At 52.3% G+C, this 25,204-nt stretch carries 31 protein-coding genes; 7 read left to right on the top strand and 24 right to left on the bottom strand.

Annotated features, from left to right (window positions below; all coding sequences use genetic code 11):
* Position 1 precedes the first annotated feature (1 nt).
* From TDIS_RS01210 to TDIS_RS01190, 5 genes are read right to left on the bottom strand one after another with little or no spacing between them, the layout of a single operon-like run.
* A complete protein-coding gene (locus TDIS_RS01210; RefSeq protein ID WP_068668450.1) occupies positions 2–976 on the bottom strand; it encodes a DNA integrity scanning protein DisA nucleotide-binding domain protein in 975 nt (324 codons plus the stop codon).
* Positions 960–1,565, bottom strand: a complete 606-nt coding sequence (locus TDIS_RS01205; protein WP_068668449.1) for a ribonuclease H-like domain-containing protein — start codon at positions 1,563–1,565, stop codon at positions 960–962. Before TDIS_RS01205 ends, TDIS_RS01210 begins: the two co-directional genes overlap by 17 nt.
* The gene (locus tag TDIS_RS01200; RefSeq protein WP_068668448.1) at positions 1,562–2,428 is read right to left on the bottom strand and encodes a peptidylprolyl isomerase; all 867 of its coding nucleotides are present in this window, start codon (positions 2,426–2,428) and stop codon (positions 1,562–1,564) included. Before TDIS_RS01200 ends, TDIS_RS01205 begins: the two co-directional genes overlap by 4 nt.
* Before the next feature lie 20 nt (positions 2,429–2,448).
* A complete protein-coding gene (locus TDIS_RS01195; RefSeq protein ID WP_068668446.1) occupies positions 2,449–3,240 on the bottom strand; it encodes an LbetaH domain-containing protein in 792 nt (263 codons plus the stop codon).
* The gene (locus tag TDIS_RS01190; RefSeq protein ID WP_068668444.1) at positions 3,237–4,109 is read right to left on the bottom strand and encodes a KaiC domain-containing protein; all 873 of its coding nucleotides are present in this window, start codon (positions 4,107–4,109) and stop codon (positions 3,237–3,239) included. Before TDIS_RS01190 ends, TDIS_RS01195 begins: the two co-directional genes overlap by 4 nt.
* A 78-nt stretch (positions 4,110–4,187) precedes the next feature.
* Between TDIS_RS01190 and TDIS_RS01185 the strand changes: the two genes are divergently transcribed.
* Together TDIS_RS01185 and TDIS_RS01180 are read left to right on the top strand one after the other, a co-directional pair.
* Positions 4,188–4,547: a PilZ domain-containing protein gene (locus TDIS_RS01185; protein ID WP_068668442.1), complete on the top strand. Its 360-nt coding sequence runs from the start codon at positions 4,188–4,190 to the stop codon at positions 4,545–4,547.
* On the top strand, positions 4,544–5,317 hold the full coding sequence (locus tag TDIS_RS01180) for a prepilin peptidase (RefSeq protein ID WP_068668440.1): 774 nt from the start codon (positions 4,544–4,546) through the stop codon (positions 5,315–5,317). Before TDIS_RS01185 ends, TDIS_RS01180 begins: the two co-directional genes overlap by 4 nt.
* On the opposite strand, the gene TDIS_RS01175 is transcribed toward TDIS_RS01180, so the two are convergent.
* The 12 genes from TDIS_RS01175 to rpmH all read right to left on the bottom strand — a co-directional run bounded on the left by TDIS_RS01175 (position 5,243) and on the right by rpmH (position 14,889).
* Positions 5,243–6,217, bottom strand: a complete 975-nt coding sequence (locus TDIS_RS01175) for a diguanylate cyclase domain-containing protein (protein WP_068668438.1) — start codon at positions 6,215–6,217, stop codon at positions 5,243–5,245. The two genes, TDIS_RS01180 and TDIS_RS01175, sit on opposite strands and share 75 nt — an antisense overlap.
* Positions 6,192–7,070: an HDOD domain-containing protein gene (locus TDIS_RS01170; protein WP_068668436.1), complete on the bottom strand. Its 879-nt coding sequence runs from the start codon at positions 7,068–7,070 to the stop codon at positions 6,192–6,194. Before TDIS_RS01170 ends, TDIS_RS01175 begins: the two co-directional genes overlap by 26 nt.
* Entirely contained in the window at positions 7,060–7,383 is a 324-nt protein-coding gene (locus TDIS_RS01165; protein ID WP_068668434.1) for a hypothetical protein, read from the bottom strand. Before TDIS_RS01165 ends, TDIS_RS01170 begins: the two co-directional genes overlap by 11 nt.
* A 3-nt stretch (positions 7,384–7,386) precedes the next feature.
* The gene (gatA, locus tag TDIS_RS01160) at positions 7,387–8,835 is read right to left on the bottom strand and encodes an Asp-tRNA(Asn)/Glu-tRNA(Gln) amidotransferase subunit GatA (protein WP_068668432.1); all 1,449 of its coding nucleotides are present in this window, start codon (positions 8,833–8,835) and stop codon (positions 7,387–7,389) included.
* Positions 8,836–8,844: 9 nt separating this feature from the next.
* Positions 8,845–9,132, bottom strand: coding sequence for an Asp-tRNA(Asn)/Glu-tRNA(Gln) amidotransferase subunit GatC (gatC, locus tag TDIS_RS01155; RefSeq protein ID WP_068668430.1), 288 nt, complete (start codon positions 9,130–9,132; stop codon positions 8,845–8,847).
* A 69-nt stretch (positions 9,133–9,201) separates the two neighbouring features.
* A complete protein-coding gene (locus TDIS_RS01150; RefSeq protein WP_084270885.1) occupies positions 9,202–10,527 on the bottom strand; it encodes a thiamine-phosphate synthase family protein in 1,326 nt (441 codons plus the stop codon).
* A gap of 23 nt (positions 10,528–10,550) precedes the next feature.
* Positions 10,551–11,945: a tRNA uridine-5-carboxymethylaminomethyl(34) synthesis GTPase MnmE gene (mnmE, locus tag TDIS_RS01145; RefSeq protein ID WP_068668427.1), complete on the bottom strand. Its 1,395-nt coding sequence runs from the start codon at positions 11,943–11,945 to the stop codon at positions 10,551–10,553.
* A complete protein-coding gene (gene jag, locus TDIS_RS01140) occupies positions 11,942–12,589 on the bottom strand; it encodes an RNA-binding cell elongation regulator Jag/EloR (protein WP_084270884.1) in 648 nt (215 codons plus the stop codon). Before jag ends, mnmE begins: the two co-directional genes overlap by 4 nt.
* Positions 12,590–12,594: 5 nt before the next feature.
* On the bottom strand, positions 12,595–14,190 hold the full coding sequence (gene yidC / locus TDIS_RS01135) for a membrane protein insertase YidC (RefSeq protein ID WP_068668425.1): 1,596 nt from the start codon (positions 14,188–14,190) through the stop codon (positions 12,595–12,597).
* Positions 14,190–14,417 carry a membrane protein insertion efficiency factor YidD gene (yidD, locus tag TDIS_RS01130; protein WP_068668423.1) on the bottom strand — a complete coding sequence of 76 codons (228 nt, stop codon included), beginning with the start codon at positions 14,415–14,417 and terminating at the stop codon, positions 14,190–14,192. Before yidD ends, yidC begins: the two co-directional genes overlap by 1 nt.
* Positions 14,411–14,752 carry a ribonuclease P protein component gene (gene rnpA / locus TDIS_RS01125; RefSeq protein WP_068668421.1) on the bottom strand — a complete coding sequence of 114 codons (342 nt, stop codon included), beginning with the start codon at positions 14,750–14,752 and terminating at the stop codon, positions 14,411–14,413. Before rnpA ends, yidD begins: the two co-directional genes overlap by 7 nt.
* Before the next feature lie 2 nt (positions 14,753–14,754).
* Positions 14,755–14,889, bottom strand: a complete 135-nt coding sequence (gene rpmH / locus TDIS_RS11270; RefSeq protein WP_068668419.1) for a 50S ribosomal protein L34 — start codon at positions 14,887–14,889, stop codon at positions 14,755–14,757.
* An 84-nt stretch (positions 14,890–14,973) separates the two neighbouring features.
* Here rpmH and trpC point away from each other — a divergent pair, with 84 nt between their 5' ends.
* From trpC to TDIS_RS01100, 4 genes are read left to right on the top strand one after another with little or no spacing between them, the layout of a single operon-like run.
* Positions 14,974–15,741 carry an indole-3-glycerol phosphate synthase TrpC gene (gene trpC / locus TDIS_RS01115; protein ID WP_244147454.1) on the top strand — a complete coding sequence of 256 codons (768 nt, stop codon included), beginning with the start codon at positions 14,974–14,976 and terminating at the stop codon, positions 15,739–15,741.
* The gene (gene hisI / locus TDIS_RS01110; RefSeq protein ID WP_068668415.1) at positions 15,742–16,128 is read left to right on the top strand and encodes a phosphoribosyl-AMP cyclohydrolase; all 387 of its coding nucleotides are present in this window, start codon (positions 15,742–15,744) and stop codon (positions 16,126–16,128) included.
* Positions 16,109–16,987 carry an ATP phosphoribosyltransferase gene (hisG, locus tag TDIS_RS01105; protein WP_068668413.1) on the top strand — a complete coding sequence of 293 codons (879 nt, stop codon included), beginning with the start codon at positions 16,109–16,111 and terminating at the stop codon, positions 16,985–16,987. Before hisI ends, hisG begins: the two co-directional genes overlap by 20 nt.
* Positions 16,988–17,014: 27 nt before the next feature.
* Positions 17,015–17,776, top strand: coding sequence for a tetratricopeptide repeat protein (locus tag TDIS_RS01100; RefSeq protein ID WP_068668411.1), 762 nt, complete (start codon positions 17,015–17,017; stop codon positions 17,774–17,776).
* Here the strand turns inward: TDIS_RS01100 and TDIS_RS01095 are convergent.
* Positions 17,763–19,439 carry a 2-isopropylmalate synthase gene (locus TDIS_RS01095; protein ID WP_068668409.1) on the bottom strand — a complete coding sequence of 559 codons (1,677 nt, stop codon included), beginning with the start codon at positions 19,437–19,439 and terminating at the stop codon, positions 17,763–17,765. The genes TDIS_RS01100 and TDIS_RS01095 overlap by 14 nt on opposite strands.
* A gap of 114 nt (positions 19,440–19,553) precedes the next feature.
* Between TDIS_RS01095 and ilvC the strand changes: the two genes are divergently transcribed.
* Positions 19,554–20,546 carry a ketol-acid reductoisomerase gene (ilvC, locus tag TDIS_RS01090; RefSeq protein WP_068668407.1) on the top strand — a complete coding sequence of 331 codons (993 nt, stop codon included), beginning with the start codon at positions 19,554–19,556 and terminating at the stop codon, positions 20,544–20,546.
* Positions 20,547–20,613: 67 nt separating this feature from the next.
* Here the strand turns inward: ilvC and hemL are convergent, their stop codons facing one another.
* Genes hemL through pstC form a run of 6 tightly spaced genes read right to left on the bottom strand, consistent with a single transcriptional unit; the run spans position 20,614 to position 25,135 of the window.
* The gene (hemL, locus tag TDIS_RS01085; protein ID WP_068668405.1) at positions 20,614–21,900 is read right to left on the bottom strand and encodes a glutamate-1-semialdehyde 2,1-aminomutase; all 1,287 of its coding nucleotides are present in this window, start codon (positions 21,898–21,900) and stop codon (positions 20,614–20,616) included.
* A gap of 9 nt (positions 21,901–21,909) precedes the next feature.
* A complete protein-coding gene (gene ahbB, locus TDIS_RS01080) occupies positions 21,910–22,395 on the bottom strand; it encodes a siroheme decarboxylase subunit beta (protein WP_084270882.1) in 486 nt (161 codons plus the stop codon).
* Complete coding sequence (locus TDIS_RS01075; protein WP_068668404.1) at positions 22,380–22,646, bottom strand: TMEM165/GDT1 family protein; 267 nt, start codon at positions 22,644–22,646, stop codon at positions 22,380–22,382. The genes ahbB and TDIS_RS01075 overlap by 16 nt, the downstream gene beginning before the upstream one ends.
* Complete coding sequence (pstB, locus tag TDIS_RS01070; RefSeq protein ID WP_068668402.1) at positions 22,646–23,431, bottom strand: phosphate ABC transporter ATP-binding protein PstB; 786 nt, start codon at positions 23,429–23,431, stop codon at positions 22,646–22,648. The genes TDIS_RS01075 and pstB overlap by 1 nt, the downstream gene beginning before the upstream one ends.
* Positions 23,421–24,266: a phosphate ABC transporter permease PstA gene (gene pstA, locus TDIS_RS01065; protein ID WP_068668400.1), complete on the bottom strand. Its 846-nt coding sequence runs from the start codon at positions 24,264–24,266 to the stop codon at positions 23,421–23,423. Before pstA ends, pstB begins: the two co-directional genes overlap by 11 nt.
* A complete protein-coding gene (pstC, locus tag TDIS_RS01060) occupies positions 24,263–25,135 on the bottom strand; it encodes a phosphate ABC transporter permease subunit PstC (protein WP_244147453.1) in 873 nt (290 codons plus the stop codon). The genes pstA and pstC overlap by 4 nt, the downstream gene beginning before the upstream one ends.
* Between the last annotated feature and the right edge of the window lie 69 nt (positions 25,136–25,204).

The following is a 25,204-nucleotide window of genomic DNA, read 5'->3' as shown; positions in this document are numbered from 1 at the left end:
TTTAGTCGATTTTGGTTTTATGCGGCCATTCCGAAGGTGCATGCGGCCCGGCGTAAAAGGCTCGTCGCCACTGGGTTTCGGGTCCTAGGGGGTGTGGTTTTTCGATTTCCATGACAATCTTGCCGTCTCGAAAAACGGTTACGGTACCCGTGGATTCGCTCACCGTGATGGCTACCGCTTTGGTGATGGCTGTAATGGCGGCTGCCGAACGGTGCCTAGCTCCGAGACCACTAGGGATATCCGCACTCACGATACCGGTCCGGATAAAGGCCCCGGCGGTCTCGATAATTCCATCTCCTCGAATGACAAAGGCCCCGTCAAGAAGTGCGAATTCCTTGATGGTTTCTTCGAGTCGAGGATCTAAAATGTTGCGTTCGTTTTCAGGATAACCCCTAAAAGGATTGATGACCATTTGTTCGCAGTGGGCTAGGACTTCGTCCGAATCTCCCATAATAAAACAGGTGCCTACGGGTTTGCCCTCTCGGCCTTGGGTGGCCAAGGTGATGGCAAGCGAAAGGACCCGTTGGAAGACTTCGGGTCTTACGATCTCTTTTAGATCTTCTAGTTGAGAAAGGGCAAAGATCTCAAATTCCTTGTCCAAATCGAGGATAAAGAGAGTGTCCAGGTAGCCGCTTTCGGCCACCCCGGAGAGACAGACCAATATATCCTGATGGGAAAAAAGCCCCCTAGCCACTCCGATGAGAATGGCCACTTTGATTTGGCCCAGTCGGGTGAGTTTGATCTCCGGGACTTCGATGATTTCAATACCTTCCGGGGCTTGGAACCCTTTCTCTCTGGTTACGAGAAAGAGCCTTCGATGATTGGTCTTTTCAAGAAATCGGTCGAGCTTTTCCCCGCCGGCAAAGACATCCGCGTAGACCAAGATGGCACTTGAAGGAAGTGAACAAGAGAGATCGGCGGCGTATTCTAGGAACTTTTCCGTTATAGCTAGGGGAAGTTCATCCCTTGCAGACAAGGCCAGCCTCCTGAGGTAAGGTATTTAGGGTTTCCGTGGCTGTCAACTCAAAGAGTCTTTTGGCGGTTTCGAGAAGGGGTTTCAGGTTTTCCACGTCTTCACGGTTGTAAAGAAGGAGAGTTCTAAGGGCTCGCTTATCCTTCTTCTGCCTCCACCTTTGCCAGAGCTTTACGGCGTCATAACCTGTAAGTCCCTGAGTTTTTCGGGCGAGCCCGAAACGGACTTCAAGTTTTTTGAGGCCGCCTTTGAAGCCGAGCCTTCGAAAAAGAAATTTAAGATCGATGTGGAGCTCTGGAGCTTTGAGATGCGGAAAATGATTTTTTAGAAAAGGAAGATCGAAGTGCGTGCCTCCAAAGGTGACCCACACAGGATAGCGAGAAAGATATGCTGGTCCTTTCTCGAGATTGACACCTGAGACAAAGGCCCTGTAGGTCCCTTCGGCAAAGGTCCCTAGGACAGTAATCCCGTTTCGTTCTTTGGAGAGACCTTCGGTCTCAAGATCTAGAAAGAGGAGGAACCTTTCCGGTTCCTCCTCTAGGGCTGACCTCAGAGGATTTTCTAGCTTGCTAAGCAGAAACTTCGGAATCACGGAAGGTTTTCCGTATAGATCTCAACCGGATATTTTTTGCTCAGTTTGGTCATGAGGGCCTTGATCCTCTCGGTCTTTTTGGCCTCCAGGAGGTCTTGCCTGACCTGATCCTTTACTTTTTCGTAAGGTTGTTCTTGGGCCGGAACCTTGGCCTCTACTTGAACCAAATGATATCCGAACCGGGTCTTAATAGGCGGGCTGATTTCCCCCACCTTGAGCTTGAAGACTGCTTCTTCGAATTCAGGAATCATTTGACCCCGGGCGAAAAATCCGAGATCTCCACCTTTATCTTTGGTTCCGGGATCTTCGGAGTATTTGCGGGCTATTTCCGAAAAGTCGGCCCCAGCAAGGATCTTCTGCCGGAGATCTTCAGCTTTCTTTAAGGCCGCCTTTTGGGCCTCGGGGCCGGCCTTCTCTGGTACCCGAATCAAGATGTGCCTGGCCTTTACCCTTTCAGGAACACGGTAGTCTTTCTTGTGTTTCAGGTAGTACTCCTGAAGCTCACGCTCGGATACCTTGAGATTCTTTAAGACTTTGCGTTCATAGTAATTTTGGGCGAGGATCATGCGGGTCTGTTCCTCTATTTGGGCCTTGACCTCAGGATCTTTGAGAAGTCCTTCGTCTTCCCCGGCTAGGGCCAGAAGGGTAACCTCTACCCATCGTTTAACCAATACTTGCTTGAGTTCCGGTCTCATAGCGAGAAGGGCTTTGAGGCGAGAGTTTTTTTCGAGTTCCTTTTCGAAGTCTGCCTTAGTCAGGCTATAGGGTCCCACTTTGGCAATAACCTGGGCATCCTTGGACCAGGCGATCCCACTCAAAAACAAAAGGACCGTCAAACACAGAGTAGCCAAACGTTTAAGCATTCGAACCTCCTTTAGGTTTATTAACGTATAATCTTTTTGCCCGGAATGACTCCGGGACCAGCCGTAGTATTGGGCAAGACGTAGCTTCCAGGGCCTATCAAGGTTCCGGGGTTGGTGACACTGTTGCAACCGGTCTGGACCTCGTCTCCCAGAATAGCTCCTAGCTTCCGCAAACCGGTATCTAAAACCTGGCCCTTGTGACGGATTTTAACGGTAGTGCCTGTGAGTTTGAGATTGGCCAGTTTGGTACCGGCACCAAGATTGACTTCTTTTCCTAAAATGCTATCTCCAATATAGGCGAAATGGCCGGCTTTGGCCCCATCAAGTAAAATGGCATTTTTGACCTCGGTGGTGTGGCCAATGACGCAACCCTGACCACAAAGGAGGTTCCCTCGAATATAGGCCCCCTGTCTAACTTCAGTCCCAGGTCCTAAAATGGCTGGTCCTTTGATAAGGGCCCCGGGTTCGATTATTACGCCTTCCTCAATCTCGATTTCCCGATCAAAAAGAACCGCTCCCGGGAAGATCAAGGATGCCCCGGGAAGCCTTTCCCCCCCATACTCTACCACGGGCCCCTTCTTTTGAAGGTGCCAGGTAACAGCCTTAAAAGGCAAAACCACGTCCCGATAGAGTACCAAGCCTTCCTGTAGGGGTTCACCTACGGGAACCTCTATAGGAAGAGGTTTTACGTGATCTTTAAGATAGTCCTTTAGGCGAGCTAAGGCCTCCCAAACGAAGCTCAGACCATCGAATAGCACCCCATGACGGGATAGACTTCTGAAATCGAAGAAGTCTTCAGGTGCAAGGTTCATGTCTTAAGAACTTCCGAAAGGGGTTTTCCAATTCTTACCAGGCCTAGTTCCGTGATTTCAAGCGTCCTTACCGAGGTATCGTGCCCGCAGAGGCGACAACCGTCAATGCGAAAGAGCCTGAGGATGGACCCCGGGGGCAATTTATAGGCCGCAGCCGAGCGGGGAGAAAGAAGGAGTTCTTTGGAGAGCACTAAGGTACAGTCCACGATATGGCCTACGGCGTAGCCTCCGGCAGCTTCGGCTGAAAGTTCTTCGTGGGAACTTCTTTTCTGAGAAACAAAAACTGCCGTCTGTTGCCATTTTTTACAGAAGGAATAAAGGGCCCGTACCACACTGCGGGCCATCATTTCTCGAGCCTCATAAAGCCCTGTCACAGAGTCGACAACCGTATGATTTACTTTGTAGGTGCGGTAGATGTGGGCCAAAGTATCCATGAGAGTGGGCAGATCTTCCCGTAAGCGGTGATAGCTGGCAGCGTCTAGCAAAACGATTCGGTCCTCGATTTCGGAGAACTTGATACCCATGGCCTTGGCCCTTTCCTCTAGCCCTTTGACCACAAAGGCCGCTGGAGTCTCTACGGTGACAAAGCAGACCCTTTGGCCGACAGAGGCCTGTTTGATCGTGAATTGTTCAGCCATAAGGCTCTTCCCGGTATCGGGCATCCCCGTGATATTGACCACAGCCCCAAGAGGAATGCCCCCTAACGGTTTGCGCTGAGGATTTCCGCTCTCCCATTCCACCCGAAAAAAGAGCTCATCAAGACCTTCTACACCTGTGGGTACTCCCTGTAATGGAGGAGCCTTTTTGACGGCTTCTTGGGGAGTTAAAATAGCCTCTTTTAAAATAACCTTTTCGCGCTCCACAAAAATCGACTTTTTATTATTAAATTTGCTTTTTTATTGTTTTGAATTTATCATAGATCTAAGAAGAAACCAAGGGGGCTTCGGTTGAGGGATAGAAGAAAATTTCCCAGATTTTATTATGAATGTGTACGTGCCTATATCCCGGGATACGCAAAGCCCTTTGAAGTGGGCAATCTTTCTCTGAAGGGTTGCTTTATTCCTATGGAGAACCCTCCTCGTCCCGGTACAATCTTGAATCTAGAGTTGGAATTGCCTTCGATAGGACGTATTCCGATAAGGGCTATAGTCATGCATCAGGGAGGCTCGGGAACCAGGGGAGCAGGACTTCAGTTTTTGGAAATAGAGGGTGGGTTCCATCACGTCTATGCTAAATTCTTGAAGGCCCTTCAATTGATAGAAGAAGCTCGAAACATCTATGATGAGTTGATTTCCTCCGAAGAATGAAGCTTTTTCCCTTTTTGGCCTTCCTTTTCGGGCTCTGTTTTGGAAGCTTCCTGAATGTGGTTATTTATCGTTTGCCTAGAGGCCTTTCGGTGATCGCGCCCCGATCGTTCTGTCCGACCTGTGGACACGAGCTTTCCTGGTACGAGAACGTGCCCCTGTTATCCTTTTTCTTGCAGAAAGGGCGATGCCGCGCTTGCGGCACAAAGATTTCGATGAGATATCCTCTGGTGGAATTTCTATCCGGCGCACTAGCCTTTTATTTTGTGGCAAAATTCGATTTGACTTTGACAGCCTTTATTTTTTATGTTTTTTCCCTGTTTCTCCTGGCGATTTCTTTCATAGACTTGGAACATAGGATCATTCCGGATGAACTTTCGCTGGGGGGACTTTTGGTTGGGCTTGTATTTTCACCGTTCAATCCTCTGGTAGACCCCAAGGGGGCTTTCCTTGGGGCTCTGTGTGGAGCCGGAGGGTTTTATCTTCTGGGAGAGTTCTATTTTTGGTTTCGAGGACGAGAGGGCCTTGGAGGAGGAGATTATAAGCTTCTGGCCATGATCGGGAGCTTTTTAGGACTTGAACGACTTCTTTCAGTGGTCTTTGCGGCCTCTCTTTCCGGGGTGTTCGGAGCCCTTTTCATAGCCCTTATAAAGCGACAGAAAATTTCGGGCACTACCAGTATTCCCTTTGGACCGTTTCTAGCTTTGGGAGCTCTTTTGGTCCTTCTCTTCCCGGAAAAATTTGCTACGGTTTTTTCCCCGTCGATCTACTAGATAAGCGCTTCCAGAGATACTTTTGACATATTTTTTGATCTGGGCTGCGACCGAAGCCACCTCTCCATAATGCTCAAAATGGTCTTTCCAGACCGGCACAATGGCAATGGAGATCGAAGGCCAGGGTATTCGACAGAGGACCCCTTGTCGATCGGTGGTGATGATGCAGCCCCGTTCCTTGTCTTCAGGCTCTATGAAACTTAAGATCAGTTGATCGAACTTCTGAATGAGTTCGCGGGCTATATCTTCAGCGTATTCTAGGGGACAGATGAACACGAAATCGTCTCCTCCGATGTGACCTACAAAACCTTTGGCGCCCGCATACTGCTCCACGGTATGGACCAAGATTCGGGCCAGCATGCGAATGATTTCGTCACCGCGAGAAAAGCCGTAAGCATCATTGAAGGGTTTGAAGTGGTCTATATCCACATAGGCTACTGCCTGGGGACTTTCACTCTTCAAGACCTCCTCTATTTTCCTCAAGATAGAAGTATTTCCAGGAAGTCCGGTAAGGGGATTGTTGTCAGCTAGACGACTGGCCCTTACAAAGGCCAAGTGAACCCTTGAAATTACTTCTTCGTCGGAGGCCCCTTCACAGATGAAGTCGTCTATAAGGTATTCTTCCCATTCTATTTCCGAAATCCTTTCAGGCAAAAGGATAAGCAAAACCGGAAGGGACGAAAGGCTCAAATCGGCCTTGAGGGCAAAGACCAGATCTTTGACCAGCGCAGGATGGAGTTTTTCTTCAATGAGTAACATATCCGGAAGTTTGAAAAGGATGTGCTCGGCAGCTAGGTTAATGTCCGAAAATATTTCAGCATGATAGCCCCTTTCCAAAAGCAACTTGGTCCAATGGGTGTAAGGCGGAACCTTTTCAGCTACCAGAAGGATGTTTTTCAACAAGGGCCTCCCGCATCTCTTCAGTGAAAAATCTTAATTCATAGAATTTGGATTCCAAAATCGGCCAAAGGGGTTTGATAGCCTCCACGGTAAGGCCTGAGAGTTTCAAGGCCTTTTCTTCGGGTTCAGGGACCCACGGGTCTCCCGCGTACCCGAATCCCCGAGCCCGAACCAGAATATCTGCAAGCTGAATAACGGCGGTCTCTAGCGGAAATTTCCTGGCCTTTTTGATTTCATGGTGAAAAGCCACCGGCTCGATTAACCTTTCTGGAAGATTCCAACGATTTAATAGATAACCTCCGATTTCGGCGTGATCCATGTGTAAAATTTCTCTTTCGGCCTCTCGCCAAGGGATTCCCCGGGCCTCAACTAGGTTTTGAATAGCTTTGTAGTCTTCAAGGAGAGAAGCCCTTTCTACCACCTTTCCGAGATCGTGGAGCAGACCCGCAGTGGTGACTTCTTCGGGATTAGGAATTTCAAGTTTCTTGGCCAGGATACCGGAGACCGCGGCTACTCCTAAAGAATGTTCCCAAAGCCCTATATCGCGGCTTTGCATGATCTCGAAAATGGAAGCCGTGATGACCAGCGTCCGAATAACATTGAACCCCAAAAGGACGATAGCGTTCGAGACCGTAGAGATGCGGCGAGGAAAACCGTAAAAGGCCGAGTTGACCAAACGGAGGACTTTGCTAGTCAATACCTGATCTCTTTCTATAACCGCCGCAATTTGAGGGGCCGAAACCGTATCGTCACCGATCATCTGGGTGAGTTTGACCACAATGGGAGGTAGGGTGGGAAGTCCTTGTAGACTTCGCAGTTTCTTCTTGATCTCACGTCGTTTATCATCCCACATTTTCTTGGGCCTCAGAAAACTGAGCTGACAAGAACTCCTTTAAGCTTTCCTTGAGCTCAACGAGAAAAGGATGTTTAGCTTGTGAAAATCTTTTTTCTAGCTCGGACAATTCCTCCTCAAGAGACTTTTCCCAGGGGAAGTTTACCGGCCGGCCTTTGACCGTGACAAATTGTACCCCCATTCTGGAGAATCTTTCGAGCAATTCGGGGCTAATTTTTGTGCCTGTGGGACATAACACCCGGCCCTTTTCATCTTTGACTTCTTCGGCGGTAATCATGCCGGGTTTCAGGTAGTTGAGGGGTAATCTCTGCACCCTTTACTCCGGAGGCGGATTTAGGTTCAGGGAAAGGGCCTCCTCGAGCCGATGCGCCAGGTTCAAAACCAGGGGTTCACTGAAATGAGGGCCAATGATCTGAAGTCCTACTGGCAGATTTTCAGAGGTAAGTCCTACCGGGAGGCTGAGTCCCACTAGGCCGGCGAGATTTACCGGAATAGTAAAAATGTCGGAGAGATACATTTGCAGGGGATCCTGAGTCTTTTCTCCCAGCCTAAAGGCCGAGGTGGGCGTTACCGGCGTGAGGATGAGGTCCACCTCCTTAAAGGCCTCTTCGAAATCGCGAGCGATGAGTGTTCTCACCTGGGAAGCCTTGCGGTAATAAGCGTCATAGTATCCGGCCGAAAGGGCGTAGGTACCGATCATGATACGACGTTTGACCTCCGCTCCGAAGCCCTGCGAACGGGTTTTCTTATACATATCTAGGAGGTCCCGGCCTTCCAGTCTCAAGCCGTATTTCACCCCGTCATAACGGGCCAGGTTAGAACTGGCCTCAGCCGGGGCAATGATATAGTAGGCTGCTACGGCATATTCGGTGTGAGGCAAGCTGACCTCTCTGAGCTCAAAACCCAACTTTTCAAGCTCCCGGAAGCTTTCTTCTAACTTGATCCTGATCTCATCCGAAAGGCCTTCGCCGAAATACTCCTTGGGAAGTCCTAGCTTGAGCCTGGGCAAGGGTTTTTCAAGCTCGGAAAGGTAGTCCGGCTGGGCTTCGGGGTAGCAGGTAGAATCCCGGGAATCGGGCCCACCTATTATCTGAAGAAGAAGGGCCGCATCCGACACCGTTCGGGTAAGGGGCCCGATCTGATCGAGCGAGGAGGCAAAGGCCACCAGCCCGTATCGGGAGACCCGACCGTAGGTAGGTTTTAGCCCCACCACCCCGCAGAAGGCTGCTGGTTGCCGGATGGAACCTCCGGTGTCTGATCCCAGGGAGCCGGCACACAGTTCCGCCGCAACCGCAGCCGCTGAACCACCAGAGGATCCTCCCGGGACTCTCTCAAGATCCCAGGGATTACGCGTGGGGAAAAAGGCTGAGTTTTCCGTGGAAGAGCCCATAGCAAATTCGTCTAGGTTAGTCTTCCCCAGGATGACCGCCCCGGCCTCCTTGAGCCTTTCTACCACCGTAGCGTCATAAGGCGGTACGAAATTTTCCAAGATCCGGGAGGCACAGGTGGTCCGGATGCCTTTGGTGCAGATGTTGTCCTTTACCGAGAGGGGCACCCCCAATAAGGGGAGCTCCTCGCCCCGGGCAAGTTTTTCGTCTGCGGCTTGGGCCTGGGCCAGGGCCTCCTCCCGGGTCACCGTGAGATAAGCCTTGATCTGGGGATCAAGCTTTTCTATCCGCGAAAGGTAATATTCCGTAATCTCTCTCGAGCTTATCTCTTTTTTACGGAGCTTTTCCCGGATTTCCAGTATGGAAAGCCTCTGCATATTACCTCCCTACTTGATGACTCTGGGGACTACAAAAGAGGTTCCCTCCTTCTGGGGGGCGTTTGAGAGAATCTCCTCCGGTGGAAACGAGGGCCGAACTTCATCTTCCCGGAAACGGTTGGCAAGATTTAAGGCGTGGTAGGTTGGTTCTACCCCGGAGGTGTCAAGTTCCGAGAGTTTTTCCATGTAGTCCAGAATCTTGGACAACTCTTGGGTGAAGCGTTCAAGTTCGGCCTCAGAAAATTCCAAGCGAGCCAGATGGGCTACATGCTGAACCTCCTCCCGGCTTATAGCCATAGGTTCCTCCCTACGCCCTTTTCTTTTTCTTTAGCATGTATACTAGCCCATCACAAGGGCAGAGGCCTTTCATAGAAGACTCAGGGCGATCTCCACGGCTTTGAAGGGGTCTTCGGCCAGGATTCGTATCATGGGTTCCTTGCCGAGATCGCCCTCGTCGGCTATGAGGTCAGGGACGAGTCCGAGTTCCTGAATGACCCGCCTTACCCCCCAAGAAAGGGTACCTCCCTCGCGGGCCTTGATTTCCTCTGGCTCATCCCTGCGGGAGAACCAACCCACTTTTAAGCCCAGGTTTTGGGCTTTTTCTATAAACTTTCGGTCGAAGCGGATATTGAGGGCGGCCCTTTTGGAAGGCTCAAACCGCATGGCTGTAAGCACGATGCGGGCCACATGACTGGAAGCTCCAAAGCGGGGACAACCAACAGGCCGGGCTGAATTTCCGTAACCCACAATCCGTCCGGGAAAGGCCGCCACTTCAGACACCTTCCGGGCGTAAGGTAGGGCATAGGCCAAATTGCTCTGGACCTCCGGGATAAGGGGCCTTACCGGATGACTTACGAACTTTTCCACCGCGGCCATAAGATCTTCAAGGACTTTCCGTCCGCCGGAAAGTCTTTCCCAAAGCACTAAGGCATTGGCGGGAGGGGGGAAAATATTTGAACTTTGGGCCGAATATAGGGCCAGCTCAAGGAGACTTATAGCCTCTTCTACGGCCGAAACGAGGGCCTTGTCCTGGGCAAGGAGTCCAGCAATGGCCGAAGCTAAAAAACAGCCTGTGCCTCGAAAATTTCCCTCAAGACGTGGGTGTTCAAAGATTTTTAAGGTATAGCCGTCAAAAAAGAAATCTTGGACTTTTTCCGCCTTTCGGTGTCCCCCTTTAAGAAGTACGGCCTGGGGCCCCAGGGCCTTGAGGGCCTTTACCGCTTCGGGCTCATCTCCAGGATTGATTTTTAGGCCCAGTAGGGCTTCGGCCTCTGGAATATTGGGAGTCACCAGGGTAGCAAGGGGAAAAAGTCTCTCCCGGAGGACTGATACCAGCTTCTTTTCCGAAAGGAAAAGTCCGCTTGAGGCCGAAAGGATGGGATCAATGATTACTTTGCCAGAAAAGGAGGGAAGAACTTCGGCTAATTTGAGGGCCACTTCCGCCGTCCCTAGCATGCCGCATTTTACAACCTTTACTGGAAGCTCTGAAAACACGGTTTGGAGGGCCTTTTCAAATAGATCCGGTGGGGAAGGCTCCCAAGCAATTCCTTTATCAAGTCCCTGAACGGTGAAAGCCGTGGGAATACTCGTACCGTAAACTCCAAGGAGACTCAACACGCGGAGATCCATCTGGAGCCCAGCAGCCCCGGAAGGATCGGAACCAGCTATGACACAGACTATAGGCGGCATCATTCCCCCAGACTTCAATTTACCTTTTACTTTCCGATACAGAAAGTGCTGAAAATGCGGTCTAGAAGATCTTCGGTGGTGACCTCTCCGGTAATCTCAGAGAGGGCGGAAAGGGCCTCCCGGAGTTCGATGGCTAGGAGCTCTGGAAGGGGAGCCGCTTGTTCCAGAAGGCCGAGGGCCCTTTTCACGGCCTCGGCGGCTCGCTCAAGGGCGGCCTTTTGTCGCAGATTGGGGGCGATCTCTGGAGGTTCACTCGGACCCTTCCCGATCACGATCTCAAAGACCTTCCGGGAAAGTTCGGAGAGGCCAGTTCCCTCCTTGGCTGAAATGAAGACCGGTTTTTCTGGGAAGAATCTCTCCCATTTGGAAAGATGTTCCTCTGGGGCGATATCGATCTTGTTTACAGCCACAAGATGAGGTCGCTCTATGACTTGTTCATAAAGCCTGCGGTCCTCCTCGGTGGGTAACTCTTTTCCATCCACGAGAAAGATCACCAAGTCTGCGGTCTCGAGTTTTTCCTTGGCCTTGGCCACTCCTAGGGCTTCCACCACATCTTCGGTTTCCCTGAGGCCAGCGGTATCAATCAATCGCACAGGAAGTCCTCCGATCTGGGCGGTCTCCTCAAGGACGTCTCGGGTAGTCCCGGGTATGGGGGTCACGATGGCCCTTTCCTCCCGAAGGAGGGCGTTGAGCAGACTGGACTTTCCCACGTTGGGTCTGCCCGCAAGCACCACGGCTAGCCCCTCCCGGTAGATCCGTCCTTCCCGGAAGCTTGCTACTAGTTTCTCAATAGGCCGTAGGATTCCCTCTCGCAGAGTGCGGGCCATTTCAGCAGGGGCTATGATCTCGATATCCTCTTCCGGGAAATCCACTGCGGCCTCAACAATTGCAAGGAGAGAAAGTAACCGTTCCTTGACTTCGTTTATTCTTTCGGAGAGTTTCCCGGATAACTGATTCAGAGCCAGTTTCAGGGCGGATTCCGAGCGGGCGGTTATGAGTTCCTGTACGGCTTCGGCTTGGGCTAGGTCGATCCGGCCGTTGAGAAAGGCCCTCCGGGTGAACTCTCCTGGTTCGGCCAGGCGAGCTCCGCTCTTTAGCACTAACTCTAGGATCCTAGTGAGCACCAGATAGCCGCTGTGGGCGTAAATCTCTAAGACATCCTCCCGGGTGTAGGAATGTGGTTTTCGCATGAGGGCCACCAGGACCTCGTCTATGACCTCTCCGTTTTCAGGATCGAGGATGTGGCCGTAATAAAGCCGATGGGACTCAAAGTATTTTCGGGGCTTTTTGGGCCGGAAGAGCCGATGGGCGATGGTTTCGGCCTCCGGCCCGCTTATCTTTATGACCCCGATGGCCCCCGGGCCTGGAGGGGTAGCGATGGCGGCAATGGTATCTTCGGTCCGCGAAAGTTCGGGCTTCATTTCTTACGAGGCGGGCCGGGGTAAACCACCACGTGGCGCCTTTCCCCTTCGCCCGCACTCCGGGTGTGGACATCCCGCCGATCCTTCAGGGCCAGGTGAACGATGCGCCGTTCCTTGGCGTTCATGGGGGGGAGAGATATCGGTTTCCTGGTCCTTTTGGCTTTGTCCGCCGCCTCTCGGGCCATTTTGATGAGCCGACGCTCGCGGTTTTCCCGGAAGCCGTTCACATCCACTACGATCTTGGCTCCTACACCGAGCCGACGGGCTACAATCTTGTTGGTGAGAAATTCTAGGGCCTCAAGGGCCGTGCCACCGTTGGCCGTAAAAAGGGCGGCGTCTTCGCCTTCGAGATTGATTTTTACATAATCCTTTTCAAGCTGGGCTTGGGGTTCAATCTTGAGCTCTCCAGATAGAAATAGTTCCTTTAGAAACATCACCGCCCGATTGGCCCGCTCGGAAAGGAGCTTTTCGGGTTTCATGCGGACCTTGATTTTGGCCTTTTTGGCCCCTATTCCAAAAAGACCGGAAGAACCGTGTTCCAGGATCTCAATCTCTAAGTCCTCGGGTAAACACCCTAACACCCGGCAGGCCTCTTCAATGGCTTGATCCACGCTTTTGGCCTCGAAAATCTTTTCTTCCATCATAGCTCTCACCTCGCCTGAAGGATTTTGTTAGTGGTAACTTGTTGGGCTATGGAAAGGAGATTGTTGACCAACCAGTAAAGTACTAACCCCGAAGGGAAGTTCACAAAAAGCACGGTGAAAAAGATAGGCATGATGAGCATGATTCTGGCCTGAGTAGGATCAAGTGAAGAGGGAGAAAGTTTCTGCTGGATGTACATGGAGAGCCCCATGAGGATGGTGAGTACCGGGAGTCCTCCAAGGTAAGGGATATCAAAGCCTATCGGCAGGCGATCCGGGGCCGAAAGATCCTTGATCCAACCGAAGAAGGGCGCGTGGCGCAATTCAATGGCCTGGAGAAGGACCTTATAAAGGGCAAAGAAGACCGGGATCTGAATTAGCATGGGCAGACACCCGGAAAAGGGATTGATCTTGTAAGTACGATAGACCTGCATGAGTTCACGGTTTAAGGCCTGAGGATCATCTTTGTATTTTTCCCTCAGCCGTTTTATCAGGGGCTGGATTTCCTGCATCTTTTTCATACTCTTGTAGCTGTAGTGGTTTAGGGGCCAGAAAAGGATCCTTATGAGGACGGTGAGGAGAACGATGGCCAAGCCATAGTTGCCCACATAACGATTAAAGAACTTGAGACACCAGAGAAGGGGCTTGGCCACGGGATCGAAGAACCCGAAATGAAGGGCCTGTGGGAGCCCCCTTCCCACCTCTTTCAAGACTTCCATTTTCTTAGGCCCAAAATAAGCCGAAAATTTAAAAACTTTTTCTTCGCCGGGTCCAAGGGTAAACTCCGGAGTCCAGAGGATGATCTCATCGGTCTCCTTGGAGAGACGTCTAAAGGTTACGCGATAATTGAGATTTTCTTCGGGAAGGATAGCCATGAGGAAATAGACATCTTCGTAACCCACCCATGAGAGAGGACCAGCATACTCCCGAAGACCTTTTTTGAGTTTTAGCTGTTCCACCTTTTTGCCATCGTAGTAGGCAGGCCCTTTAGAGACATAACGAGTGCCGTCAGAGAAGGGAGAAGCCACCATACGCAGAAGGAGACGGTCTTTCGCTGTTTTTTGGCCTTCATTCCGTATTTTCACCATGAAATGGAAAAGGTAGCTTTTTTCCAGAAAAGTAAAGCTCTTGACGAGTTCTAGAGGGCTTTTGAACAGGGGTTCGAAAGTCAAAGATAATTCCGAACTGCTTCTAGAGCCGCGATAGGGATAAACAGCGGTTTCGGGACGACTGGCCAGATAGATCTCGATGGGGAGCCCCTCTTTGGGCGCGGAGATGAGCTGAATGAGAGGCGCGTCTTTGGAGAGGTATTTGCGATAACCTTTAAGCTCAAAACTCTTAAAGCGGGCCCCGGCTTCGGTAAGAATCGCCCGAAAGACCTCGTTTTCTACGGTGAAATCTTTGACCCGAGAAAGATCTATGGCGGTCTTCTTGGCGGGTTCTTTCAAGACTTCCCGAGCCGGCGTGGCCTTTGAAGCTGTTTTCTGAAGGGTGACTTTTTGAGGGTTTTTTGTGGGCGGAGCATAATGGGAGGCAAACCAGTAGTGGAAACCCATGATGATTAGAATAGAAATTATGACGGCCAGAAGGGCTCGCTGTTCCATCAAGAAGAACCTCCTTTGGGTACTGGATCGAAGCCTCCGGGATGAAAGGGATGGCACCTCAGGATTCGTTTAAGGGCCAAGAGAAGGCCTCTTGATACTCCCCACTCCCGTATGGCCTCCTCGGCATAGTGGCTACAGGTGGGATAGAACCGGCAGGTCCTTGGTAACCACGGAGAAATCAGGTAACGGTAAGCCCGGATGAAAAAGATAAATAGTTTAGTCAGCATCTTTTTTCGAAGGCCTCTTTGAGATCTAGAGCGATTTTTTCCGGTGATAAAGAGATTATTTCTCGTCGGGGAATAAAGACCAAATCGCAACCCGGAGGAAACAAGTCTTTATTTTTGCGAAATGTTTCGCGTAGCAGCCTCTTTATCCGATTTCTCACCACCGCGTTTCCCACCTTTTTCGAGACCGCAAAACCTATCCTCCGCCACGGAAGACCATTTTCGGCGCAAATTACCCTAAGATAAGGCAGATCAATCCTTTTGCCTCGCCTAAAAACCCGTTCAAAATCTCTTTTCCTGGAGAGTCTTTCGGCCTTAGAAAGTCCTTGGGGTTTCAAGCCTAAACCGTAAGCCGCCAGCGTCCCTTCCGTCGGCGGTTCTTTAGGATCTTTCTGCCTGAACGGCTGCTCATCCGGGCTCGGAAACCATGGCACCGTTTGCGTTTTATCCGACTTGGTTGATAGGTCCTTTTCATTTCCGCCTCCACTATATAAAATCGTGGAAAGTTTAGACTTAAATAAAACCGGTCGCCCAAAAGATGTCAACGGGAAAGCTATTTTTGGAACGTATTTTAGAAACTAAGAGAAAAGAGATAGAGCTCCGCAAGAGCCGAGGGCTTTTCTTTAGACCCTTTTGGGATAGCCCTCGGAGGGATTTTCGGGGAGCGCTCACGGCTCCGGGTTTTACCATTATTGCGGAGGTCAAAAGGGCCTCCCCCTCCAAAGGCCTGTTATGTCCCGATTTCGATCCCATCCGATTGGCCCGCTCTTATGAACAGGGAAGGGCTGGGGCCATTTCCGTCATTACGGACGAGCCTTATTTCCAAGGTTCCCTGGAATATTTGGCTGCGGTGAGAGGCGTGGTGGAGCTTCCTCTTTTGAGAAAGGATTTCATCCTTGATCCCGTTCAGATCGAGGAGGCCCGGGCCTTCGGAGCGGATGCGGTATTGCTCATCGTGGCCGCTTTGTCTTTCGAGGAACTTCGGGAGTTTCTGGCCTACGCCCGAAAACTCGAACTTTCGGCTCTGGTTGAGGTCCACGACGAGGAGGAACTTGAGATCGCTCTTTCCGCCGGTGCGGATATCATTGGTATCAACAACCGCAATCTCAAAACCTTTGAGGTTACGGTGGAGACCACCTTTCGGCTTTTGAAACACGTGCCCAGTGGGGTTCCGGTGATCTCCGAGAGCGGTCTTTCGGAAGCAGAGAGCTTGAAAAGGCTTTTTTCGGCAGGGGTGGCCGGGGCCCTGATTGGTGAGGCCCTGGTAAAAGATCCTCACCCCGATTATTTATTAAAAGAATGGCAAAAAGCCCTCAGGGAGGCCTAAATGCTTGCGCCGGACTTTAAGAAGATGGGAGGACTGGTGCCGGTAATAGTCCAGGACGCCGAAAGCGGAGAGGTCCTTATGCTGGCTTATATGAACGAAGAGGCTTGGAAGAAGACCCTTGAGACCGGAAAGGCCCATTACTTCAGCCGCAGTAGGCAGAAGATTTGGCTTAAGGGCGAGAGCTCCGGGCACATCCAGGAGGTGAAAGAGATCCTTATTGATTGTGATGCCGACACCGTGCTCCTTAAAGTCAAACAATACGGCAAGGCCGCTTGCCACACCGGTTATCGTTCGTGTTTCTATCGCCGCCTTAAGGACGGCTCGGTTGAGATTGTTTCGGAAAAAATCTTTGATCCGGAGGAAGTCTATGGGCGAAAGAGTGCTTAAATTCGGTATCCCTAAGGGAAGTCTCGAGCAGGCTACCATCGAGTTGCTTGAGAAATCTGGCTGGCGGGTCAAGGTTCATCACCGGAGCTATTTTCCGGAGATAGACGATCCCGAGATCTCGTGCGCTATTTGTCGGGCCCAGGAAATGAGCCGCTATGTGGAGGCCGGAGTGCTGGACGCTGGGATTACCGGTAAGGACTGGATCCTCGAGAACGACTCCAAGGTGGTTCCGGTGGCGGATCTCATCTATTCCAAGGTGAGCAAGCGTCCGGCCCGCTGGGTGCTGGCCGTGCCCGCGGACTCAGACATCAAGACCCTTGAAGATCTTCAGGGCAAAAAGATTGCCACCGAGCTGGTCAACTTTACCAAACGCTATTTTGCCGAAAGGGGCATTGAGGTAAAGGTGGAGTTCTCCTGGGGGGCTACGGAGGCCAAGGTAGTCCAGGGGCTTGCGGATGCCATTGTGGAGGTTACCGAGACCGGATCTACCATTCGGGCCCACGGGCTGAGGATCATTCACGAACTCATGGTCACCAACCCTCAGCTCATCGCCAACGAGGCTGCCTGGAAGGATCCTTGGAAGCGTAAGAAAATCGAACAATTGGCCCTTCTTCTTCAGGGCGCCCTTAAGGCTGACCGGTTGGTCGGGCTCAAGATGAATGTTTCCGAGAAGGACTTGGACAAGGTTGTGGAAATCCTGCCCAGTCTTACCGCCCCCACCATTTCTAAACTTTATCAGGAAGGTTGGTACGCGGTGGAAACCGTGATTTCGGAAGGAGAAGTAAGAGAACTTATTCCCAAACTAATCGAGGCTGGAGCCAGAGGCATTATTGAATATTCCCTCAATAAAGTGATATAACAGGGGAAAGACCTTAAGGGGGGCGGGATGAGAGAAATCGGTGGTCTTTTTTTGATACTTTTAGTTTTGAGTGCCTGTGGGCCGTCGGTAACCTATCACAAAGAAGCCGCCAGCATGCACAAGGAGCTGGCCTATGTGTATCTGAAGGATAGTCGATATCCTGAGGCCTTGCGAGAGGCTCTCCTGGCCAAGGAGGAGCGCCCTAAGGACCCGGAAATCTATAATATCCTGGGGCTGATTTATATGGGGCGTAGGGAATATGCGAAGGCCCGCGAGAATTTTAATACGGCCCTAACCCTTGACCCGGAGTATTCTGAAGCCCTGAATAATCTCGGGGCTCTTTATCTCTTGGAAGGAGATTATGACACGGCCATTGAGTATTTTGAAAAGGCCCTGGCCAATCCCCTTTATCTCAATCCTTTTATGGCTTTAACCAACCTGGGATGGGCTTGGCACAAGAAAGGAAAGGACGCTAAAGCTTTGGAGAGTTTGGAAAAGGCCCTTAAGCTCAATCCGCGTTATGCCAAGGCCTACTACTATGCGGGGCTGATCGCTTATGAAAAAGGTCAATGGGAAGAGGCCAAGCTGAACTTCCGGCGGGCGGTACGTTTCGACCACAACAACATGGCCGCCCGGTATTATCTCGGCGAGGTTTTCTTCCGTTTGGGGGAGGTAGACAAGGCCCGACGGCTCTGGCAATCCATCACGCAACTAGCTCCGGAAAGCGAGTGGGCCCTTAAAGCCGAGGAAAAACTGCTCCTGCTAGAAAACCTCTCTATCGACACATAGGTTGAACCCCGGGCTCCGAGGGCTCACCTTCAGCCTCTTTGGCGAGGGTTACCCTGAGTTCACTCTCCTTTTCGCGGGAGGCCTCAAGTCGGTTCAGGGCGTTTATTAGGGCCTTGATACCTGCGGCTACGATGTCTCCGTCGCGACCGAGGCCGGCCGTGCGTCTTCCGGCCTCGTCCTCAAGAATGACCCCACAAACCCCCTCGGCCTCTGTACCCTTACCCAAGGCATCGATATGGAAATCGACCAGCTTGAGTCTCTCTCCATCACCCTCATTTCCGAAACGATAGCCCAGAGCCTGGGCCACGGCCTTAAAGGCTGCATCCACCGAGCCTACTCCCACGGCCACCGCTACCCTTCTACCGACTCTGCGGTCCTCTACCTCTACCTGGGAGATGGGGTTGAGAGAGGTACCGTAGAGGCTTGAGACCTGAGCCGAAATTACCCGATAAGGGTAGGCCTCGGAGAGAAACTCGTCGTAGATGATGCCCTCGAGATACTCGTCCGGAATCCGACGGAGGACATCCTTTATTTCGGCCCGGAAACGCTCAAAGATTCGTGAGAGGGCCTTCTTAGAGAGCTTCCAGCCGCGGCTCCGGAGCTTGTAATCCACGGCGTGACGACCGGAATGTTTGCCTAGTACGATGGCGCTTCCACTCCAGCCCACGTCTTCCCGATTCATGATCTCGTAGGTCAGACGATGGGCTATTACTCCATGTTGGTGGATGCCGGATTCATGGGCGAAGGCGTTGGCCCCCACGATGGCCTTGTTGGGCTGAACATACATCCCGGTGAGTTGGGCCACCAGCTGGCTAGTAGGCACGATCTTGCGGGTGTTGATGCCGGTCTCAAGGGCCTCTCCCAGCCGGGTCCGGAAGAAGTCCGCCCGGGTCTTAAGGGTCATGACGATCTCCTCCATAGCCGCGTTCCCGGCTCGCTCTCCAATGCCGTTTACCGTGCACTCCACCTGACGGGCCCCGGCCAGCACTGCCGAAAGACTGTTGGCCACCGCAAGCCCCAAGTCGTTGTGACAGTGAACCGAGAGCTGGAGTTCTCCGGTTTCCAAGGATTCTTCAAAACCGGCGGCTTTCAGTTTCTCGATCAAAAAGGCAATGAGCTCGTAGTACTCTTGGGGAACGGTGTAGCCTACGGTATCGGGAATGTTGATGACCTTCGCTCCGGCTCGGGCCACCCGGATCACTACCTCTGCAAGATACTCCCAATCACTCCGGGTGGCGTCTTCAGCGGAGAACTCCACATTGGAAGTGAACTCGCAGGCGAATTTAACGGCCTCTTCCGCAAGTTCTAAAACCTCCTCCCGACTTTTACGAAGCTTGTACTGGAGGTGGATGTCTGAGGTAGCTATGAAAGTATGAATCCTTGGGTTTTCAGCCTCTTTTAAGGCCTCCCAAGCAACTTCGATGTCCTTCCGGTTGGCCCGGGCAAGGGCCGCGATTTCCACCCCTTTGAGCTCCCGAGCCAGGGTCTTCACGCCTTCGAAGTCTCCGGGAGAGGAGATGGGAAAACCGGCCTCGATCACATCCACGCCCAATTCCACCAAGGCCTTTCCGATCTCGATCTTCTGGGACATATTGAGGGAAACTCCCGGGGACTGTTCTCCGTCCCTGAGAGTAGTATCGAAGATATAGACTCGGTTTATCATAGAGAACACAGCCTCCTTTAAATGTAATAAATGTAGTTAAAATCATTTTAATGCCCGTTGACGGGCCTAACAAGGAGTGCTAGTTAGGAAGTAAACCTCTGAAGGAGGCCCGAAATGAAGATCTATTACGAGCAGGATGCGGATCTTTCCCTCTTGAAGGACAAGACCATCGCCGTTCTGGGATATGGTAGCCAGGGACACGCTCATGCTCTGAACCTGAGGGATAGCGGCCTAAATGTTATCGTGGGGCTGCGCCCCGGAGGAGCAAGTTTTGAAAAGGCCAAGGCCGATGGTTTTGAACCTCTGCCCCCGGCCGAGGCTTGTGCCAAGGCGGATGTTATCATGGTCCTCGTTCCGGACCAGATCCAGCCACAGATTTACAAAGAGGCCATTGAGCCTAACCTTTCAGCCGGGAAGATGCTCATGTTCGCCCACGGTTTCAACATTCACTTTGGGCAGATCGTACCTCCCAAGGATGTGGATGTGACTATGGTAGCCCCCAAGGGGCCGGGACATCTCGTACGCCGAGAGTTTGAGCGGGGAGCAGGGGTGCCTTGTCTGGTAGCTGTGCATCAGGATGCCACCGGTGAGGCCCTGGCGCGGGCCCTGGCCTATGCCAAGGGGATCGGTGGTGCCCGGGCTGGGGTTATTGAAACCACCTTCCGAGAGGAAACCGAGACCGACCTTTTCGGAGAACAGTGCGTGCTCTGCGGAGGAGTGGCGGCGTTGATTAAGGCCGGTTTCGAGACTTTGGTGGAGGCCGGCTACCAGCCGGAAATCGCCTACTTTGAATGTTGCCACGAGCTCAAGCTCATCGTGGACTTGATTTACGAAGGCGGCCTGGCTTTTATGCGCTATTCTATCAGCGACACCGCGGAATACGGGGATCTCACCCGTGGTCCCAGGATCGTAAACGAGGAAGTGAAGAAGGAAATGAAGCGAATCCTCGAGGAAATTCAGAGCGGACGTTTCGCTCGGGAGTGGATCCTTGAGAACCAGGCCGGCCGTCCGGTTATGAACGCCCTCCGTCGCCGAGAGGCCGAGCACCCCATTGAAGAAGTAGGTAAGCGCCTTCGCGACATGATGCCCTGGCTCAAGAAGAAATAAAAATTCTATTTATTAAAAGATCCCCCGAGCGAGGGAGACCTTGAGGTCTACCTCCTCGGGGGATCTTTTAGCTCACCTCTTTGAAGGCCTCATACGCGGCCTTAACAGTCCGTTCGATCTCTTCCTCGGTGTGGGCTAGCGAGACGAAGGCCGCCTCGAACTGAGAGGGCGCAAGGTAGATGCCTCTTTTGGCCATGGCCCGCCAGAAACGGCCGTAGCGTTCGGTATCCGAGGCCGCGGCCTCGGCAAAATTGGTGACCCGGCCTTCGCGGAAAAAGCAGGTCATCATGGAGCCCACCCGGTTACCCGTGACCTTGACCCCGGCGGCTCTAGCAGCCTCGGCCAGCCCCTCAAAGAGCCGAGCCGAAAGCTCTTCTAGGCGCTCGTAGGTTCCGGGGCGGGTGAGGATGCGCAGGGTAGCAAGACCGGCGGCCACCGCCAGCGGATTCCCAGACAAAGTCCCGGCCTGGTAGACTGGCCCTTCCGGGGCGATGTGGTTCATGATTTCGGATTTACCGCCATAGGCGCCCACCGGAAGCCCGCCGCCTATGATCTTTCCGAGGCAGGTTAGATCCGGTTCTACCCCGTAAAGCCCCTGGGCTCCCGAAAGCCCAACCCGGAAACCGGTGATAACCTCGTCGAAGATGAGAAGGGCCCCGTGCTCGCGGGTAATCTCCCTGAGGCCTTCGAGAAAGCCGGGCTCCGGTGGAACCACACCCATGTTCCCGGCAATGGGTTCAACGATGACGGCCGCAATCTCTTTGCCCATTTTGGCAAAACAGTCCTTCACGGCCTCAAGGTCGTTGTAAGGAAGACTCACGGTGTTGGCCACGATTTCCTCCGGCACTCCGGGACTTCCGGGGATCCCGAGAGTGGCCACGCCGGAGCCGGCCTTGACCAGAAAGGAATCCGCGTGTCCGTGATAGCAACCGTCGAACTTCACGATCTTTTTGCGACCAGTGAACCCACGGGCCAGCCTCACCGCGCTCATGGTGGCCTCGGTTCCAGAGTTGACTAGCCGCACCTTTTCGATGGAGGGCACACATTCACAGATCAGGCGGGCCAGTTCCACCTCGGCCCAGGTAGGGGCCCCGAAGCTGGTCCCACCTTCGGCTGCGGCCTTGACCGCGGCTACTACCTCCGGATGTGCGTGCCCCAGGATGAGTGGCCCCCAGGAGGCCACATAGTCGAGATAACACTTACCGTCCACGTCTATGAGATAGGGGCCTTCACCACGCTCAAAGAAGATGGGGTCCGCCCCCACGCTTTTGCAGGCCCTGACCGGACTGTTCACCCCTCCGGGAATGACTTTCACGGCCTCAGCGAAGTATTTCTTGGATTTTATGCCCGCCATCTCGACCTCCTATGCCGTAAAATATTTTCGTTTTTTGCGGGTGATTTCTTTTTCCGTAAATAACATTTCGTAATCCGAGAGGGCAAGCTCCTCAGCAAGTTGCTCTACGAGCCTCCGGCAGGCCTCCTCGGTTTCGGCATGCACCATGGTGTAGAGATTATAAGGCCAGTCAGGATAAGTGCGACGCAGATAACAGTGGGTGATAAAGGGTTTGCTAGCCAAACTGTTACCGACCTCTTCTATGCGTTCCTCCGGGACCTTCCAGGCTACCATCACATTGCCCTCATATCCGGAAAGGTTGTGTCTAATGGTGGCCCCCAGCCGTCTGATAATCTTTTTTTCTAGGAGGCCCTCTATGGTCGTAAGGATTTCCTCTTCGCTGACCCCCAGTCTTTCCGCCAAAACCAAAAAGGGCCTTTCGACCAGAGGCAAACCTTCCGCAAGAAGATCCACCAGTCTTTTCTCTAGTTCGGTGATCTCTATATTTTTCCCCATAGGATGAGCACTCCCAGAAGGATGAAGGCCGCGCCGGAAAGCACTCGAATAAGTTTCAGAGGAAGAAGTTCCCCCAAGAAGTTCCCAGCCGCTACTCCCAGAGCTGAAGCCAAGGTAAGGGCTATAGCCGCGGCCAGAAAAATGGGCCAGAATCGTTTCTCCTTGGCCGAAAGCATAAGCGCCGCCAGCTGGGTCTTGTCTCCGAGTTCTGCCAGAAAGACCGTAATGAAGGTGATCCAGAAAAGCCGCATTATCCGAACTTACCTTTGAGAAATTCTTCCGTCCGAGGATCCTTGGGTACGGTAAAGATCTCGGAGGTGGGGCCGAATTCTACCAGTTCACCTAAATAGAAAAAGGCGGTGTAGTCCGCCACCCGTCCGGCCTGGGCTATGTTATGGGTTACGATCACAATGGTTACACTTCGCTTGAGCTCTACGATCAATTCTTCGATCTTGGCCGTGGACTTGGGATCGAGAGCCGAGGTGGGCTCATCCATGAGAAGGACCTCCGGTTTTACCGCCAGCGCCCTGGCGATACACAACCTCTGCTGTTGCCCTCCGGAAAGGTAGGTTCCCCTTTTGTGAAGGCTATCCTTGACTTCGTCCCACAGGGCGGCCTTGCGCAGCGCCTCCTCCACGATCCGGTCTGCTTCCTCTCTCTTGAGTCTTACCCCCAGAAGCTTGTAGCCGGCTATCACATTGTCGTAAATGGTCATGGTGGGAAAGGGATTGGGTCTTTGAAACACCATTCCTATCTTTCGGCGGACCAAAACGGGATCCATCTCCAGGATATTTTTGTCCCGCAACAGGATCTCACCTTTTATGGAGGCCCCGGGGGTCAATTCATGAAGACGATTGAGACAACGGATAAAAGTGGTTTTCCCGCACCCGGAGGGGCCCATGATGGCCGTGATTTTTTTTTCGGGAATTTTGAGGGAGACCTTTCTGATAGCCGGTTTTTCGTTGTAATAGGCCCATAGATCACGCACTTCGAAAATAGCCAGTTCCTTGGGATCGGTTACAGTCCTAGCGGCCATGGCCTCCCATTCTCCGGGCTAGGAGTCTCGCCGAAAGATTTAGTACAAGAACCAGACCGGTCAAGACCAGACTGGCTCCCCAAGCCTGACGGATCCATTCCTCATAAGGACTTATGGCGTATTTGAAGACCACAAGCGGTAGGGCCTCAACCGGTTGCATGGGATTGAAGTTCCAGAAGGGATTACCAAAGGCCGTAAAGAGGAGGGGCGCGGTTTCTCCCATGATCCGAGCCAGGGACAACAGGATACCGGTAGTGATGCCTACCAAGCCGGTAGGAATGATAACTTTGAGGACCGTGCGCCAATAATTTACTCCCAGAGCCAAAGAGGCTTCGCGTAAGGTTTCGGGGATCATGCGGAGGATCTCTTCCGTGGATCTTACTATGACCGGGAGCATCATGATGGCTAAAGCTACCGAACCAGAAAAGGCCGAAAAGTGACCCATAGGTTTGACCACCCAGAGGTAGGCTATGATACCAAAGACGATGGAAGGGGTCCCTTGGAGGACATCGGCTGCTATTCGGACCGCTTCTCCAAAACGTCCTTTGGCATATTCGGAGAGGTAGACGCCGCATAAGATCCCTATAGGGACGGCGAGCAAAGAGGCACTTAAGGCCAACATGAGGGTTCCTACGATGGCATTGCCTACTCCTCCGCCCTCTTCACCCGGAGGTTTGGGGAGATGAATGAAAAACTCTAAAGAGATGCTAGATATGCCTTGTTTGACCACTCCAAGGAGGATGTGAAACAGGGGTAAAGTGGGACACAAGGCTAATACCAAAATTAGAAAAAAGGCCAAGCGATCTTTAAGTTTGCGATAAAGGAGCCTATTCATTTTACTTTTAGTCGGATGATCACCATCCGAGCCAAAATATTAACTAGCAAAGTGATAACAAAAAGAAGGAGCCCTACTTCAATTAGGGCCGCTAGATGGATGTCTTTAGAGGCCTCGGTGAACTCGTTGGCTATCACACTGGCCATAGTATTGGCTAGATCCCAGAAACTGGTGGGCATTTCAGAGCGATTTCCGATAACCATGGTTACGGCCATAGTTTCCCCTAGAGCCCGACCCAATGAGAGAACCAACCCGGCTACTATACCGGAACTAGCATACGGGAGACAAACTCCCCGAATGACTTCCCAACGCGTGGCCCCTAAACCGTAAGCGGCTTCTTTGAGCTCTTGGGGCACCATTTTCAAGACCTCTCGGGTGATGGAGGCCGCATATGGTAATATCATGATGGCGAGCACCAGTGAGGCCGTGGGAAGTCCCAACCCGAAGGGCGGCGCCCCGAGCCGCATCTCAAACCATCTTACTACCGGTACTAAATAGAAAAGGGCCCATAGACCATAGATTACCGAGGGAATACCGGCCAAAAGCTCGATCAAGGCCGAAAGCGGACCAGCAATTCGAGGAGGAGCATATTCAGCCAGAAATATTCCGGATGAGATGGCAAAGGGAAAGGTTATGATCAGAGCTAGGAAAGAAGTGATAAGAGTTCCGACTATAAAGGGTAGAGCTCCGAACTCCTCGTTTACCGGGTCCCAAACCTTGCCCCAAAGGAACTTGAAGCCGAAGGCCTTGATGCTCGGTAGACTTCCCCACAAGAGGGTGAGACCTATACCTATTACGAGCAATATGAGACCTAGGGCCAATCCCCCACAAAGATAATAAAAAAGTCGATCCGCATCCTGTGCTCGCATGGCCATCTACCTTTTACCAGACCCCGGGAGGGAAAGGCAACCCCTCCCGGGGTCTCCAAAAACGGTTGT

This window comes from Thermosulfurimonas dismutans, from assembly GCF_001652585.1.
Classification (GTDB): Bacteria; Desulfobacterota; Thermodesulfobacteria; order Thermodesulfobacteriales; family Thermodesulfobacteriaceae; genus Thermosulfurimonas; species Thermosulfurimonas dismutans.
This window is presented reverse-complemented; position numbering and strand designations above follow the sequence as displayed.